This is a genomic window from Sphingopyxis sp. Root154, from assembly GCF_001427105.1.
GTDB lineage: Bacteria > Pseudomonadota > Alphaproteobacteria > Sphingomonadales > Sphingomonadaceae > Sphingopyxis.
On record NZ_LMGI01000001.1, the window covers coordinates 290,133 to 304,827 of the forward strand.

The 14,695-nt window shown below is 64.0% G+C and carries 13 protein-coding genes; 2 read left to right on the forward strand and 11 right to left on the reverse strand.

What is annotated here, in order from left to right; genetic code table 11:
* Window positions 1–17: 17 nt before the first annotated feature.
* On the reverse strand, window positions 18–1,523 hold the full coding sequence (locus ASD73_RS01270) for an indolepyruvate oxidoreductase subunit beta family protein (protein WP_056370463.1): 1,506 nt from the start codon (window positions 1,521–1,523) through the stop codon (window positions 18–20).
* On the reverse strand, window positions 1,523–3,661 hold the full coding sequence (locus ASD73_RS01275) for an indolepyruvate ferredoxin oxidoreductase subunit alpha (protein WP_056369838.1): 2,139 nt from the start codon (window positions 3,659–3,661) through the stop codon (window positions 1,523–1,525). Before ASD73_RS01275 ends, ASD73_RS01270 begins: the two co-directional genes overlap by 1 nt.
* A gap of 156 nt (window positions 3,662–3,817) precedes the next feature.
* Here ASD73_RS01275 and ASD73_RS01280 point away from each other — a divergent pair, with 156 nt between their 5' ends.
* Window positions 3,818–4,288 carry a MarR family winged helix-turn-helix transcriptional regulator gene (locus tag ASD73_RS01280; protein ID WP_235534056.1) on the forward strand — a complete coding sequence of 157 codons (471 nt, stop codon included), beginning with the start codon at window positions 3,818–3,820 and terminating at the stop codon, window positions 4,286–4,288.
* A gap of 59 nt (window positions 4,289–4,347) precedes the next feature.
* Here ASD73_RS01280 and ASD73_RS01285 read toward each other — a convergent pair whose 3' ends face one another.
* The 9 genes from ASD73_RS01285 to ASD73_RS01325 all read right to left on the reverse strand — a co-directional run bounded on the left by ASD73_RS01285 (window position 4,348) and on the right by ASD73_RS01325 (window position 13,768).
* The gene (locus ASD73_RS01285; RefSeq protein WP_162256166.1) at window positions 4,348–5,277 is read right to left on the reverse strand and encodes an AraC family transcriptional regulator; all 930 of its coding nucleotides are present in this window, start codon (window positions 5,275–5,277) and stop codon (window positions 4,348–4,350) included.
* Between the two features lie 264 nt (window positions 5,278–5,541).
* Window positions 5,542–7,119, reverse strand: coding sequence for a phytoene desaturase family protein (locus ASD73_RS01290; protein WP_056369832.1), 1,578 nt, complete (start codon window positions 7,117–7,119; stop codon window positions 5,542–5,544).
* A complete protein-coding gene (locus ASD73_RS01295) occupies window positions 7,116–7,907 on the reverse strand; it encodes an SDR family oxidoreductase (RefSeq protein ID WP_056369830.1) in 792 nt (263 codons plus the stop codon). The genes ASD73_RS01290 and ASD73_RS01295 overlap by 4 nt, the downstream gene beginning before the upstream one ends.
* Window positions 7,904–8,491 carry a cysteine hydrolase family protein gene (locus tag ASD73_RS01300; protein ID WP_082521283.1) on the reverse strand — a complete coding sequence of 196 codons (588 nt, stop codon included), beginning with the start codon at window positions 8,489–8,491 and terminating at the stop codon, window positions 7,904–7,906. Before ASD73_RS01300 ends, ASD73_RS01295 begins: the two co-directional genes overlap by 4 nt.
* Window positions 8,488–8,982, reverse strand: a complete 495-nt coding sequence (locus tag ASD73_RS01305) for an aromatic-ring-hydroxylating dioxygenase subunit beta (RefSeq protein ID WP_235534058.1) — start codon at window positions 8,980–8,982, stop codon at window positions 8,488–8,490. Before ASD73_RS01305 ends, ASD73_RS01300 begins: the two co-directional genes overlap by 4 nt.
* A gap of 3 nt (window positions 8,983–8,985) precedes the next feature.
* Entirely contained in the window at window positions 8,986–10,290 is a 1,305-nt protein-coding gene (locus tag ASD73_RS01310) for an aromatic ring-hydroxylating dioxygenase subunit alpha (protein ID WP_056369828.1), read from the reverse strand.
* A 27-nt stretch (window positions 10,291–10,317) separates the two neighbouring features.
* Window positions 10,318–11,286: a PDR/VanB family oxidoreductase gene (locus ASD73_RS01315; RefSeq protein WP_082521284.1), complete on the reverse strand. Its 969-nt coding sequence runs from the start codon at window positions 11,284–11,286 to the stop codon at window positions 10,318–10,320.
* 403 nt (window positions 11,287–11,689) lie between these two features.
* On the reverse strand, window positions 11,690–12,604 hold the full coding sequence (locus ASD73_RS01320) for a fumarylacetoacetate hydrolase family protein (protein ID WP_056369825.1): 915 nt from the start codon (window positions 12,602–12,604) through the stop codon (window positions 11,690–11,692).
* Window positions 12,605–12,640: 36 nt separating this feature from the next.
* On the reverse strand, window positions 12,641–13,768 hold the full coding sequence (locus ASD73_RS01325) for a cupin domain-containing protein (RefSeq protein WP_056369822.1): 1,128 nt from the start codon (window positions 13,766–13,768) through the stop codon (window positions 12,641–12,643).
* 247 nt (window positions 13,769–14,015) lie between these two features.
* On the opposite strand from ASD73_RS01325, the gene ASD73_RS01330 reads away from it, so the two are divergent.
* Complete coding sequence (locus ASD73_RS01330) at window positions 14,016–14,690, forward strand: flavin reductase family protein (protein WP_056369820.1); 675 nt, start codon at window positions 14,016–14,018, stop codon at window positions 14,688–14,690.
* Window positions 14,691–14,695: the final 5 nt, after the last annotated feature.

Genomic DNA, 14,695 nt, shown 5'->3' on the forward strand with positions numbered 1-14,695 from the left:
GCGGGCGGCTGAAGCTCTCAGGCTTCGGCCGCCAGCAGGGTGTCGAGCGCCCGCCCCTTGTCGTCGGCAAGCGCCGCAGCGCGCAGCGCGGCGATGCGGTCCGAGGCCTCGGGCGCGCGCAGCACCGCTGGAACCGCAGCAGATATACGCTGGTAGCGGGCCAAACCGCGCTCGAACGTATCGCTATAGCCCTTGATGAGCTTGGGCAGCATCGCGATCTCCGCAGCCGCGGCGCTGTCGGTCAGCGCGGTCGCGCGCACGAGGCCGAGCCATTCCTCGATCCGTTGCTGTTCGTCCCGATAGCGCAGCGTGGACCGGCGAATCCCGCGCATCGATGCGAGCAGACGCAACGCGACATGCCAGCGCAGGCCGGTCGTCTCGACATGGCGCCCCTTGCGGAAAAAAGGCTCTAACCAGGCCCGCAGACGCGGGCGCGCCAGAATGGCCCGACCGATCGCAGCCGGCATGGTTTCGCACACTTCCTGCAATCGCGGATGCATATATTCGGTGACGCGCAGCGTCTGATCATCCTTCAACTGCACTTCTTGCTCGACGCGCTGCAGGCGCGTTTGCCGGATCTTGAGATCGGCGACGCGGATCGTATCTTCATAGCCCATCCAGAGCGCGAGGTAGCGTGCGGCCTCGACGCTCAGCTTGCGACCGTCGCGGCCATCGTCGAGCACCGCCACCGTCGCGGCGCGGTCGAGATAGAGATTGGCATAAGCCCGGTCCTGATAATCCATCAGCTTTGCGACACCGTATAACAATGTCGCATGCAGCGCCGGATCAAAGTCCCGCGCAATACGGTCGGCAAGCGCCCGGCCACTCTCGGTCGTCGGCGCGGGGGGCGCCGACGCAATCTCGATTTCCTCGCGGCGGGTCCGGGCCAGATCGGCTCCGTCGCTGAAGCCCTTCAAATTCGACGCGACCGCCTTGCCGCCGTGACGGATCGCTTCTTCGAACATCTCACGGTCGAACGGAAGCGCTTGCGAGCCCGCGAGCGCACCGAACAAAACCGAACTGATGACACTTCGCGCGCGGACCGACGCCTCTTCCATGTCGAATCCGATAAAGCGCTTCGCGCGCCGCTCGGCCGCTTCGCGGATGCGCTGACTCGACGCCGTACCATCGGCTAGCGCCGATTTTTCGGAGATGGCATAGACGCGGTGCGTCGATCCGATCAGCGTCGTCCGATCCTCCGTTACAAAGCCCCGCAGGATTGCACGCCCCGCCTCGGCGAGTTCGGCGGCGAGCACGATGTCGACATCGCCCGGCATCGGCATCATCGCCAGCACGGGCGGCGGCGCGTTCGACGACGCGGCCGATCGCCGGATCATCTCGATATAATAGACCGTCGATCCGGTGCGCTGGGCAACCCCGGGCACCGACGTGCCCTGCGCGATATAGCCGTTGCTGTTCGCCAGATGGATGATCCAGTCGGCCAGCACGCCGCCGCCCTGGCCGCCGAGTGCGAGGATCGCGACGGTGATGCGGTCACGGCCGCTTTCGATATTCTGTGTCATCAGAACGACCTCGCCGCAAGCGCTCGGGCATGACGCGACTGCGACCATCCGATCAGCGCGGCGCGCCAACGGCGGCCAATTTTTTCCCAACGCCCCGGATTGGCGGTGATGCTGGCCTTGTAAAAGGACGGGCACAGGATGGCGGCATGCGCGACTTCACCGCAATTGCCGCATCCGACGCAGCTGTTATCGATATGCGTGACGGGATCCTCGCGTAGCGGATCGGGATTCGCGCGGATCGACAAGGACGGACAACCCGACAAACGGATGCAGGCATGATCGCCGGTGCAGGTTTCCGGATCGACACCAAAACGCTCGCGCACGACGCGCTTGCCTTCGGACACGGCCTTGGCCATCAGCGGCTTGATGCGGCGCTGTTTGTTGAGCATGCATTCCGACTGGGCGACGATCACCTTTGGCCCGCGTTCTGGGCTGGTCAGCGCCTCGCGCAGCGTGTCGCGCATCCGCGTCACGTCATAGGTTCGCGTCAATGTGCGTGCCCAGGTGATCCCCAGACCGCGAAGCGCCTTTTCGATCGGATTGTTCGTCGTGCGCGTCGCATTTTCGGCCTGCGAAGAAAGGACATCCTGCCCCCCGGTCGCCGCCGAATAGCCGTTATCGACAATGATCGTGACATTGTCGTCCTGGTTGAACACGGCATTTCCGATACCCGACGTCAGGCCGTTGTGCCAGAAGCCGCCATCGCCCATCATGGCGATCGCGCGCTTCGCGCCTGCCCCTTCGGACGGCTTGAACGCCGATGCGCCCGCGGTGCCCAGCCCATAACCCATCGTCGTGTTGCCAATATGGAACGGCGGCAGGATCGAAAAAAGATGGCAGCCGATGTCGGCCGAAACGTGAAAATCGCCGAGCTCTTCCTGGACCAGCTTCATCGCCGAAAAGATCGGGCGTTCGGGGCAACCGGTGCAGAACCCCGCCGGCCGGGGGGGGACCTGCCCAGCCAGTTCGGGTTCGGGCGGAAGAACCGCCATGCCGGCCGGTACGCGGGCCGGCGCCCATTGCCGCAGAAATTCGACAACGCCGTCATAGAGAACCTGCGCCGAATATTCGCCAGCGCGCGGCAGGATGTCTTTGCCGACAATTCGCGTCTGCAGATCGGCGCGGCGCATCATCGTATTGAGCTCATGCTCCATGAACTCGGGCTGCCCTTCCTCGACGACGAGCACCGCGGTCTTGCCGGCACAGAAGGAGCGCACCTCGTCGGGGATAAGCGGGTAGACGGCGTTGAGGCAGTAAATCGGCACGCGGCTGGCGCCATAGGCATCCGACAAACCCGCGATTTCGAGCGCCCGGTTGAGCGAATTATAGAGCCCCCCCTGAACGATGATGCCGATATCGTCGGTTTCGGGCCCGAACCATTCGTTGAAATGATTCTCGGCAATGAAGCGGATGCCCGCCGGCCAGCGCTTCTCGATCTTCTCATGCTCGTGCAGGAAGTTGGCGGGCGGAAGCACGATCCGATCGACGTCGCGCACCGGGTTTTGTGCGGCCTCGCCCACCGTCAGCGGCGGACGACGATTGTCCTTGGCGACGAATTCGCCCGTCATGTGGCAGGCGCGGACGCGCATTTCGAGCATCACCGGCGTATTCGACGCCTCTGACAGCGCAAAGCCCTTTTCCACCATATCGACAATGCTGGTAAGGTTCGGACGCGGATCGAGCAGCCACATCTGCGATTTCATCGCAAAGGCGTGGGTGCGCTCCTGCATGATCGACGATCCCTCGCCATAATCTTCGCCGATGATGATCAGCGTGCCGCCGGTCACACCGCCCGAGGCAATGTTCGACAGCGCGTCGGATGCGACATTGGTGCCGACGACCGACTTCCAGGCCACCGCGCCACGCAGCGGATAGTTGACCGATGCCGCGAGCATGGCCGCGGCCGAAGCTTCGCTTGCATTGGATTCGAAATGGACGCCCAGTTCGCGCAAGAGTGGGTCGGCGTCGGAAAACACGTCCATCAAGTGACTGATCGGGCTGCCCTGATATCCGCCGACATAGGCGACACCCGATTGCAACAGCGCCTTTGTCACGGCAAGGATCCCCTCGCCTTCGAAGATTTCGCCATTGCCGAGGCGGAGCTTCTCGACCTCTTTCTTGAACGAACGTTCGGCCACCTTCCCTCTCCTCCTTAGCCCCGGCACCGCGAACCACAGTCTGCTCCGTCGCGCCGGGAGCAATTATCAACCTGCCGCAATTTACGTGCAGATGCAACCAATATCCGAAGCGCGTTGCGTGGCGCGGGTGTTGACGATATGGGGCGGCGCCGAAGGATGATCGACTTGGACAACCGAATCTTGGCCGACCCGGGGACCCCCGCATTCCAGGTGGCCCAATATCCCTTTTACCTGCTCAACCGGCTGGTCGGGCGCTACAACAAGGTCATCGGGCGCGAATTGCAGAAGCTCGGCCTCGACATTCCGAGCTGGCGCGTTCTGATGATCCTCGGCGAAGCGTCGCCGCGGAGCGTTCGCGATATCGCCACCGCGGCGGTCATTCCGCTGTCGACAATGACGCGCATCGTCCAGCGGATGGAGGCCGCGGGGTTCGTTCGCGCGGCACCGAGTCGCCAGGATGCGCGGGTCACCGAAGTCTCGCTATCGCCGCTGGGCCGGGCCAAAACGGTGAACGCACGCGAGGCGGCAGCGCCGGTCTACCGCAAGCTCATCGCCGACATCGAAGAGCCCGAATTCAACAAGCTTCTGGACCTGCTCAATCGGATGCATGCCAATCTGGACGATTAAGACGGACGCGGTTGTCAAAGGCGCCGGGCTTCGGGGTCCGGTCGTCCGCCGCGAACCCTTCAGTTCGTTCGCGCCTTGGCCAGGGTGACGTTCGGGCTTTCGCCGAAGTGCTGCCGATAAATTTCCGAAAAGCGCCCCGCGTGTGGAAAGCCGGCCATCGCCGCGGCATGCGCGACCGTCACGGCGCTGCCGTCGCTCAGCGAGGCACGCACCTGCTCGAGGCGAAGTTCGCGCAGCCGTTCCATCGGGCTGACCCCGCGAAAGCGGCGAAACGCCGACGACAAGGTCCGCGGGCTGACGCCCGCGTGGCTGGCCAGGTCGTTGATGGAGATCGGCAAGGCATAGTTTTCGCGCATATATTTCTCGGCCCTCACCACAGGATAGGGCGCGGCGGCGCTCTTCGGTTCGAGCGAACCGGCACCGCGATGCGCGAGGATCAGGTGATTTGCGAGAAGATCGGCCGCCAGGGTGCCGATCGGCGAGCCCGACGAAGCGATACCGGGCGGGCAAAGGAGCAAGTAGCGGGCAAGGCAGAGCAGCGAGGCACCCGACGGCTGACCGAGGTCGAAGCTCTGGTCAAAACCGTAGCGGGCCGGAGCGGGCCGACCGGTGAGAACCTCGATCGCGCGTGAAATCGTCGATCGGCGCACGGGGATGATCAGCTGCTCGCAATCGGCCGACAAGCGGAGGTGACGATGATCGAGCGCTTCTATGATGAGCCCCTGCCCCTCGTTCCCGACGGTTAGCGTGCCCTCATGCTCAACCTCGACGCGTCCCGACAGCACGAACTGCAGCAAAAGAAACTCGTTCGACGGCTCGGGCCAGATCGCGACGTCCGACCCGTAGCGCAGCTTGACAAGATCGAGATCTCCGACGCGCAAGCGGCTCATCGCGGCCTTTTCGGGCAGCGTGCGTCCGCGCAGCTCCATCTGGTGGGGCGCGAGCGCCGACGCGACATTTTCGCAGATCTGGCCGACGTCCGTGCCCAAGAGGACACGCCCGTGATCCATCCGGCGAAGTTCGCGGCGAAAACTGTGCAATGAAGCCATGCCGTCCCCACCGGGCCGGCAGGTCACCGATCAGCATCAAACGCGACGGCGGTCCAGCGAGACCCGTTTCAAAAGTTGGACGCACGAAACATAGGCGCGTCCGCGCCTGCATCTTAGCATCTATGGGCGAGGGTGCAATGCCGTTGCCCGAGCCCCGCCGAACGGGACTCGTCGCGCGGGCGGCTTACGATCCACCTCCCCTGATCAGCCGATCGCCTGTGCCACCATAAATCCCGATGTCCCGCTCAACCCGGGTCCCGGATGGGTCGAGGCGCCCATATGATAAAGCCCGCGCACGGGCGTGGCGTGGTTGCGGCTGCCGGCGAAGGGTCTGAACAGATGAAACTGGTCGATCGAACAGACCCCCGAATAGGGATCGCCTCCGACGAGATTGATATTATGCGCCTCGAGGTCGTGCGGACCGTATATCTTGCGGCCGAGGATCGTAGCGCGGAAGCCGGGAACATGCGCTTCGATCCGATCGAGGATACGCTCGGCGTAGGCCGCGGCCGTCCGGTCGTCCCATCGGCCATCGGCGGGCGCATCAATCACCCCCGCGGCATCGCCGCGAATGGCGCGCGGCAACTCCTGGAGCTGGATCCACAGGATCGACTTTCCTTGCGGGCAACGACTGGGATCGGCATCGGCCGGTTGCCCGACAACGATCGTCCCTTCGGCCGGAAGCAGCCCCCGGTCGGCCTCGTTGACCGCGCGAGAGACGGCGTCCAGACCGCTCGTCAGGTGAAGCAGCCCCACCTTCGCCAATTCGGGATCGGCCCAGCGCACCGGCTCCGACAGGGCAAGATGGATTTGCATGTCGGCCCGGCCGAAACGATAGGCGGCGGCGCGGACAGCCACCGGCTCAGGGACCAGATCGGTGTCGAGCAGGCGGCCATATAGCTGCCCCGGGGTGACATTGGCGGCGACGGCCCGCCGCGCCTCGAAGCGGCGGCCGTCGGTCGTGCGAACCGCCGTCGCCCGGCCGCCCGCGACGTCGATGCGCGCGACATCGCAGTCGCGGAGCACGGCGCCGCCGCCGTTTTCGATGATGCGGGTAAAGGCCCCGACGATCCGGTCGCTGCCCCCCTCGACAAAGGGCAGTCCCGCGGCCTCGAGGGTGAACATCACGACCTTTGCCATCATCGCCGAAAAGCTGCTTTCGGGACCAAGCCCGACATGGAGAACCCAAGGGGCCATCAAGGCATGGATAAGGTCGGAATCAAACGTCTGTTCGAGCCAGTCGCGCACCGAAACAAGCGCGTCGGCGCCAAAGTGCGCCATGCCGTCGATCCCCTTGGACCAGCCAGCTTTCGCCAGCAGCTTGACCGTCGCGGCCGAACGCGGCTCATTGCCCAAAAGGCCGAAGAGCAAAGGCGCTTCGGCTTCGATGCCCCGCATGGCGTTGACATGTGCGTCGCCGTCCTTGGCACCGAGCGTCGCAAACGCCGCCCGGTTGGCATCGCGATCCTGCCGAAAGACCAGCGACCGCCCGTCAGGGAGCAACACGCCTGTCGGCAGCGTCGCATTGACCATGCTGACCCCTTCCGCATCGAGCAGCGGCTTCAGTTTCGGGTAGAAAGGCGTTGTGACGAACAGCGGGTAAGACATGGAAAAAAGATCGTGCCGAAATCCCGGCAGTGTCGCTTCCTCGGTGCGGATACAGCCCCCGGCCACAGCCTCGCGTTCGAGCACGAGCACCTTGCGCCCTTTTTGAGTCAGTTCGGCCGCGCAGACGAGCGAGTTGATGCCGCTGCCGATGATGATCACGTCGTAGCTGGTCATTGCCCTGCCTCCTCGAACCAGGCTGCCGGGCTTCGTCCCTGGTCAGGGCCCAGCATGGTAAATCCGCCATCGACGGAGATTTCGGTGCCCGTGATGAAGCGCGCGCCGTCTGAACAGGCGAACAGCACGACGTCGGCGACGTCGTCGCCGCGACCGGCCCGTCCAAGCGGGTGAAGGCGCGCCGCCACGCGGTCGGCGCGTTCCATCGTGCCCGCACGGGCCTCCAACGCCGGCGACCATGTCCAGGCGGGCGTCACCGAGACGACGCGAATGCCGCGCGGCGCCAAAGTCGCCGCTGCGTTACGGGTGAATTGCGCGAGACCCGCTTTCGACGCGGGATAAAGAGCACGGCCCGCCGCGCCGAATTTTCCGCCGACGCTGGTGATGTTGACGATGACGCCCCCGCCGTCCGGCAGATGCGGGGCCACTTTCTGCGTCAGGATCGCCGCGCCGACCAAGTTGACGTTCAGCGTCCCCAGCCACTCCTCGCGCGTGGAGTCCAGCCCGCGGTCGACATAGATGCAGGCATTGTTGATCAACATGTCCACGCGGCCGAAACGCGCGAGCGCGGCGTTCACCGCGGCGTCGATATCCGCGTCGCTCCCGATGTCGGTTTGCACGAACAAGGCCCGCTCCCCGACTTCCGCCGCTGCCGCCAGCCCTGTCGCTTCACCGCGACCGAGCATCACGACATTGACTTGGGCCGCGTGCAGCGCATGGGCGATGGCGAGCCCCAGCCCCTGTGTCGCGCCGCTCACGATTGCGGTGCGCCCTTCGAGATCCTTCATGCCGCAACTCCCGGAAATATGTCATCGACCGCCGAAACTTCGGCGACGAGCGACAGGTTGAAAAGCGCGGCCGCATGGACAGCCGGGTCGGCGGCAGAGCAAGCGTCGGCGGCCACAACGACGTCATAGCCCATGTCGGCGGCATGCCGCACGCTGTGCTCGACCACCGAATTGGTGGCAACGCCCGCGACGATCAGCCGCCCCGCATCGAGCCCGCGCAATGTTTCTTCGAGCGATGATTCGAAAAAGGCGTTGACGCGGCCGTGCGTCACCACCGCTTCGCCGCCGCGCGGTTCCAGCCCGTCGAAGAATTCGGCGCCCCAGCTCCCCTCTTCCATCGCGCCGGACGCTACGACATTGCGAAAGATCGGTGCGTTCGTCAGCACGCCTTCGTGCCCCTTCGGGAAGGCGATCCGCACATGGACGACCGGCACCGACGCGGCGCGGGCGCCCGCCAGCAAGGCGTGCGCCGCCGCTACCAGCTCAGCCCGCCGCGTGTCGTCGCGGGTCCCGAGGCGAATCCGGCCTGCCCCGTGCATCACCTCATTCTGGTAATGCAGCGCGAGCAGGACCGTGTGGCTCACAAAAAGCCTTCGAAATTGCCGTGAACGCCTTCGCTGTCGATAATATCGACCCGCTTCTGCGCGATCAGGAAGCGGCCTTCCCGCTCGACCAGGCGGTGCGTGTAGAAGCCTGCGATCTGGCGATGGAAGGGGATCCGGCTCTCGGCCATGATGAAGGTCGAGCGCACCAGTATCTCGCCGTCCTGCTCGGGTTCGCCCAGGCGAATATTGCCGACGATGCGGGCGGCCTGCACCAGCGGTTGCTGCGACCAGGCCCGCTGTTCTTCAAGCCGGCGGGCGCGCACTTCGCGCATCATCGCGTCCTCGTAGAACAGCGACACATGGTTGATCGGATCGGGCTGGTCGGGGGTGAGCGGCGCCCAGTACATCGCGCCTTCGGCGAACAGGTCCATCCAGTCGAACCAGCGGCGCTGGTCGAGCAGTGCGGCCTCCTCATACAGGAATTGCGAAACGCGGCCGATGTCAGCTTGCGTCGAAACCATCGTTGCCATCGCTCAAGCCTCCTTCGTCATATAACCCGCCCAGGCGCGGAACTGGTTGCGCATCGGCAATTCACTGAGGCCGCCCGCCGTATATCGGCCATCACCTTCGGCCTTTTCGCGGCCCGCTTCGCGGTGGTGACTGACCCAGTCGCCGCCATCGGTCTGGAGACCCTCCTGGCAGCGGGCATAGACTTCGATATCGTCGGGCATCACGTTGGACGAGGGTGAGTTGACGATATTGGCGTATGCCACCGAACGCTGATAAAATTCGTCCGAGGTGCCCTTGAGGCGGAAGGTGTAGATTTCCACCATCGTTTCATTGACCGAGATCGGGCGGATGACGCGCAGCTGCTGAAACGACGTGTGCGGCGAACAACTGGGGTAGATGACCGAGTTGTGCCGCTGGACCGCCAGGATCTCGCGTGCCTTTTCTGCCCCGTGGACCGCCTCCAGCGACGCCTGATGCTCGAGCGAGATACGGTCGGTCGGCGGCATGAAGATGGCGCCCATATAGCTGTGGCCATGATCGTAGGCGACCATTTCAAGCGCGCCCCAGAAATCATAGGGTTCGCCATTGCCCTCGATGATGTGGAGCTGGAAGGGCATTTCGGAGCCCTCCGGCAGGCTCTTATATTTGGCGCGCGCCGCGTTGACTGAACTTTCGTGGGTCACCATCGGATGCGACGTATCATTGAGGTTCTCGAAGAAAATCTTCCAGTTCGACCGCTGCCTGACACGGAAGACCCCGCCCGAGACCTCGACTTCGCCTTCGGGCGCCCGGTCGCAGAAATTGTCGATCGAGAGGCTGATTCCGCCCAGAAATTCTTCGAGCGACGGTCCGTCTTCGGCAAGGCTGGCGAATACGAAGCCGCGGTACGATGCATAGCGCGCGACGCGCTTCACTGAATATTGCGGGTCGCGCGTGTCGAGCCGGGTGTCCTCATATCCTTCGCGCGCCGGGACCGACAGCAGCCGGCCGTCGCAACGGAAGTTCCAGCCATGAAACGGGCAGCGGAGGAAACGGCCGGCATTGCCGCAAGGATTGACGACAAGTGCCGCGCCCTTGTGCGGGCAACGGTTGTACAGAACATGGGCTTTTCCGTCTTCGCCGCGAATCAGCACGACCGACTCGCGCCCGATCAAAGCCTGGTGGTAGTCGCCGGTGTTGGGGATCTGGCTTTCGTGGCCGACATAGACCCAAGCGTGGCCGAAAATCCTGTCCATTTCGAGATCGAAGACATCCGCGTCGGTATAGACAGCTTTGTGTACCTGATCCTCTTCGACGAGGGCTCCGATATTGTTCAGATCAATTGCCATGGGGAACTCCCTATTTCCTGTTTCTGGTCAGGCGTTGATTACGATGCGATCGCCCTTGGCGCGCGACACGCATGTGCAGATCAATTTGCCGGCGCCTTTTTCGCGCTCGCTGAGATTCATGTCGCGGTGGTCGAGCTCGCCCGAAATGACATCGACGACGCAGACCCCGCATTCACCGCGGCGACAGTCGAATATCGGGTCGAGGTTCAATTCCTCCATGACGTCGAGGATCGTCTGGCCCACGCCGACTTCGGCGCTCTGGCCGCTAAGCGCGAATTCGACCGTAAACGGCCGGTCGCCGCTGAGCGGCGCCTCGCCGCCGAACAGTTCGAAATGAAGCTGACGATCGGTCCAGCCGGCAGCGCGCGCCGCGGCGAGCGTCGCCTCGATCAGCGGGCGCGGACCGCAAACATAAAGATGACATGCCGGCGGCGGATCCTTCAGGAGCGCGGCAAGATCGAGGCCCTGCGCCGGGTCGCCGCCATCGGTCACGACCGACGCGCCGTCCATTGCCTCGATTTCGTCGGCATAGGCCATCAGCGCGCGTTCGCGCCCCACATAATGGAGCTGGAAGGGCCGCCCGGTATGCGCCAGAGTACGCGCCATCGCGAGGATCGGCGTCACGCCGATGCCGCCGGCGACGAGTAGCGATTGCGAGGCGGACAGCAGCAACGGAAAATCATTGCGCGCGCGGCCAACCTGGAGCGTACCCCCCACCTCAAGCCTGTGCATGAAAGCCGACCCGCCGCGACTGTCGGCGCTTCGCGCGACGGCGACGCGGTATCGATCCGTTTCACCCGGCGCATTGACAAGTGAATAAGCGCGCAGGCCCGGCGAGCCGTCCGGCAGGATGACCGCGCATTCGATATGGGCGCCCGCAGAGAAATTATCGAGCGGCGCGGCGTCGACCGGAACAAGCTCGATTTCCCGAATGTCGCGAGCGACGTCGCGGATGCCCGCGATTTTCATTTCTCTTAGCGTCGTTGTGTTTTCCATATCCCAATCCTTGAGAGACCTTGCGGGTGGCGCATCTGGCGACGACGGACCGATCGCCGCACCTTGCCGACATCTGCGCGACGCGGAATCGCGCAAATCACAACGGCATCTCTCTCTTCTGCAGCCTATTCAACAGTAGTTACGCCCAGCCTTCAACGCGGCACCATGAGCGAATCCCGCAGCATCTATCCAGATACGGCATCGTTCGAAACGCCGCCTGCACAGGCCGTCCCGGCGGTCGGCGACGGCGCATGATTTCGCCAATCGCGCGTTTCTTGGATCATCGTGCAAAACAGTTGCGGCGGCCCGACTTTCCGCCGCCCGCGGCTTGCTTCACCGTCTGCCAAAGGCAAAAAAGGGGCCTGCCGGCGGTTGCCGGCAGGCCCTGTGCGTTCCGGGACCGTTAGCTAGCTTTAACGACCGGGTGACGCAGGGTTCCAATGCCTTCGACGGCGGCAACAACGACATCGCCGGGCCACAGCCATTCCTGCGGATCGCGCCCCGCCCCGACGCCGGCCGGCGTCCCGGTCGCGATGATGTCGCCCGGCTCGAGGGTGATGCCGCGAGAGATGTCGGCAATGAGTTCGTCGACCTTGAAGAGCATATAGGCGGTGTTGCTGCGCTGCTTTTCGACATCGTTAACGGTGAGCCAGAGGTCGAGCGTCTGCGGATCGGGAATTTCATCGGCGGTCACCACCACCGGACCCATCGGCGCATAGCTGTCCTGCCCCTTCGAATAGATCCACTGTCCGGCGCGGCGGCAGTCGCGCGCGCTCATGTCGATGAGGACGGTGTAACCGAAGACATAGGAGAGCGCATCCTCGCGACGGACCCGCTTGGCGGTTCGTCCGACGATTGCGGCAAGCTCGACCTCCCAGTCGAGTTGCTGGGTAATTGTCGCATCGTGCAGGATCGGCTCGTCGGGACCAATCACCGTCGTCGGCGGCTTGGAGAAGATCACCGGCTGCTTGGGGAGATCGGCCGAGGTGTCGAGCGTCTTTGCGGACTCGGCAACATGCTCGGTATAGTTGAGCCCGATGCCGAAGATATTCTTGCGCGGACGCGGAATCGGCGCGAGCAGGCGGACATTCGACAGCGGGAGCGCGGTGCCGACCGGAAACAGGCCAGCGGCCTCTTCGACGAGCCCGTTCGCTATCGCGACCGCTTGCGGCCCGAGGTCGATGAATTCGAGCATGGAGGCGGGAAGCGGCACGCCCCTCGCCGCGCCGAGACGCTGTAGGTCGACGACAAGATCGCCCGAAAGCGCCCCGAGGCGGGCTTCGGTTTCGACGGTGGCACGATAGGTGACGAGACGCATGGGACTCCTTTCGAAGGAAAATAGGGGATCTGGCGATCAGGCGAGGATGGGCTGGTGTCCGTCGTTTTCGCCGAGGGCTTCCTCGCGGTACACGCCGAGCGCGCGCATGACGGGCAGATCGTGAAAACTGAACAGGCAAGCGTCCTCGCTGTCCGAAGCATTTGCATGTTCGTGATACATCCAGGCCGGCACGACGAAGATATCGCGCTCCTGCCAGTCGAAGCGCTGGCCGTTGATGACCGACCAGCCGCTTCCCTTCGCGCACTGATAGACGAAGTTGCCGGTCTGGCGGTGTGCCTTGGTGCGTTCGCCGGGTCGCAGCAGCTGCATCGTCGCGCCGATCGTCTGCATGACCGGTCCGCCGGTATCGGGATTGACATAATCCATGCACACCCCATCGAAGGGCGAACCGTCGGTCGCGCGCGCATAGCGGGTGAGCGCATCGTAAGTCGGGGCCCACTCATATTTCAGCAGCGGCGAATAGCGCTTCGTCCATGCCACTCCGGCGGGACGCAAACCGGCTCCGGCCCATGCGGCGCTGCTGTCGTCGACCGGGTATGCGACGGCCTGGTTGAGATCGGGATGAACCTCGTAGAAATTCGTCTCGAGTGCGTTCATCAACGGAATGTCGAGACCGTCCTGCCAGATGCAGGTGGTGCCGTCCTCGGCAACGCCATGTTCGTGCCAGGTGCCGTTCGGCGTCAGCACAAAATCATTCGCGCCCAGCGTCATCTTGTGTCCGTCGACATTGGTGAACGCTCCGCTCCCTTCCATGATGAAGCGTAGCGCGCTGGCGCTGTGGCGGTGGCTCGAAGCGCACTCGCCCGGCGCCATCACCTGAAGGCCCGAATAGAGCCAGCCTACGGCCGCGACGACATCGCTGCGCCCCTTGTTTTCGAGATAGACGACGCGCCGACCGGCCTGTTCCGGGGTGACGAGATCGAGCGCCTTCAGCACGTCGGCGCGCAGGTCGCGGTAGCGCCAGAGCATCGGGACGGACGTCGAGACCGGTTCCCATGGTTCGATCTTGTTGGCGACGGTCCATAGCGCGCCGGTGCCGAGCTCTCCGAGCCTCTTGTAATAGGCGACGAGCTCGGGGGTGTCGGCAACATTGGCGCGGCCGGCCACATCCTCGCGATATTGGTCAAAACTTGCCGTCGACATCGGATTCTCCGCAACGAAATTACTATAGACTTAAAATATCTTGGCGGGAGTGTCAAATGCAACTAGAGTGGCTTCGTCGCCATCGCTCCCCCGCACTCGCTGCTGAAGGACCAGGAATCATGGAAAGTCACGGCATTGCAGGCGGGGGCGCAGGCTGCGCGAGGCATGATTCGCGCATGCCTTCGAACGCGCCAGGCGCCGGCACGCGAGCGCGCCCGCGCAACCAGCAGCAGTCTGCGAGGCGCTGATGGAATATGATTTCTCCCAGACGAGCGCGGCCGATCGCTACAAGCTCATGAGCGCTGCAATCACCCCGCGGCCGATCGCGTGGGTCACCTCGCTATCGGCGGACGGGCACGCCAACGCAGCGCCGTTCAGCTTCTTCAACATGATGAGCTCGGATCCGCCGCTCATCGTCCTCGGCATCGTTCGCCGCGCCGACGGGAGCCTCAAGGATACGGCGCGGAATATTCTCGATCGCGGCGAGTTCGTTGTCCACCTCGTCTCCGAGGCCGACGCGGCGTCGATGAATTTCACCAGCATCGATGGTCCGCCCGATTTCGACGAAATCGAGCATGGCGCTATCGCGACAAGCCCTTCGGTGAATGTCGCGCCGCCGCGCATCGCCTCGGCGCCCGTCGCTATGGAATGCCGGCTGTTCGAGCAGGTCGACGTCGGAGGCGCGACCATATTTCTTGGGCGGGTCCATCATTTCCATATCGACGACCGCCTGATCGATACCGAGCGTTTCCATGTCGATACAGACGCCATGCGCCTTGTCTCGCGCATGCATGGTGCCGGCTGGTACCTGCGTTCGACCGACCAGTTCAAAATGCTGCGCCCCGACTTCACCGAGTGGGCGCCTGCCGCGCGCTCCACCGCGTGCGGTGCGGTCGCGCAACAGCTAGATCAACAAGGGTAGAGGAG

What these genes read in the sequence shown, in the direction of transcription:
- ASD73_RS01315 (WP_082521284.1), bottom strand. Translation starts at nt 11,286, where the DNA reads ATGGAAAACACAACGACGCTAAGAGAAATGAAAATCGCGGGCATCCGC.
- ASD73_RS01290 (WP_056369832.1), bottom strand. Translation starts at nt 7,119, where the DNA reads ATGACCAGCTACGACGTGATCATCATCGGCAGCGGCATCAACTCGCTC.
- ASD73_RS01295 (WP_056369830.1), bottom strand. Translation starts at nt 7,907, where the DNA reads ATGAAGGATCTCGAAGGGCGCACCGCAATCGTGAGCGGCGCGACACAG.
- ASD73_RS01320 (WP_056369825.1), bottom strand. Translation starts at nt 12,604, where the DNA reads ATGCGTCTCGTCACCTATCGTGCCACCGTCGAAACCGAAGCCCGCCTC.
- ASD73_RS01310 (WP_056369828.1), bottom strand. Translation starts at nt 10,290, where the DNA reads ATGGCAATTGATCTGAACAATATCGGAGCCCTCGTCGAAGAGGATCAG.
- ASD73_RS01270 (WP_056370463.1), bottom strand. Translation starts at nt 1,523, where the DNA reads ATGACACAGAATATCGAAAGCGGCCGTGACCGCATCACCGTCGCGATC.
- ASD73_RS01280 (WP_235534056.1), top strand. Translation starts at nt 3,818, where the DNA reads ATGATCGACTTGGACAACCGAATCTTGGCCGACCCGGGGACCCCCGCA.
- ASD73_RS01305 (WP_235534058.1), bottom strand. Translation starts at nt 8,982, where the DNA reads ATGGCAACGATGGTTTCGACGCAAGCTGACATCGGCCGCGTTTCGCAA.
- ASD73_RS01330 (WP_056369820.1), top strand. Translation starts at nt 14,016, where the DNA reads ATGGAATATGATTTCTCCCAGACGAGCGCGGCCGATCGCTACAAGCTC.
- ASD73_RS01325 (WP_056369822.1), bottom strand. Translation starts at nt 13,768, where the DNA reads ATGTCGACGGCAAGTTTTGACCAATATCGCGAGGATGTGGCCGGCCGC.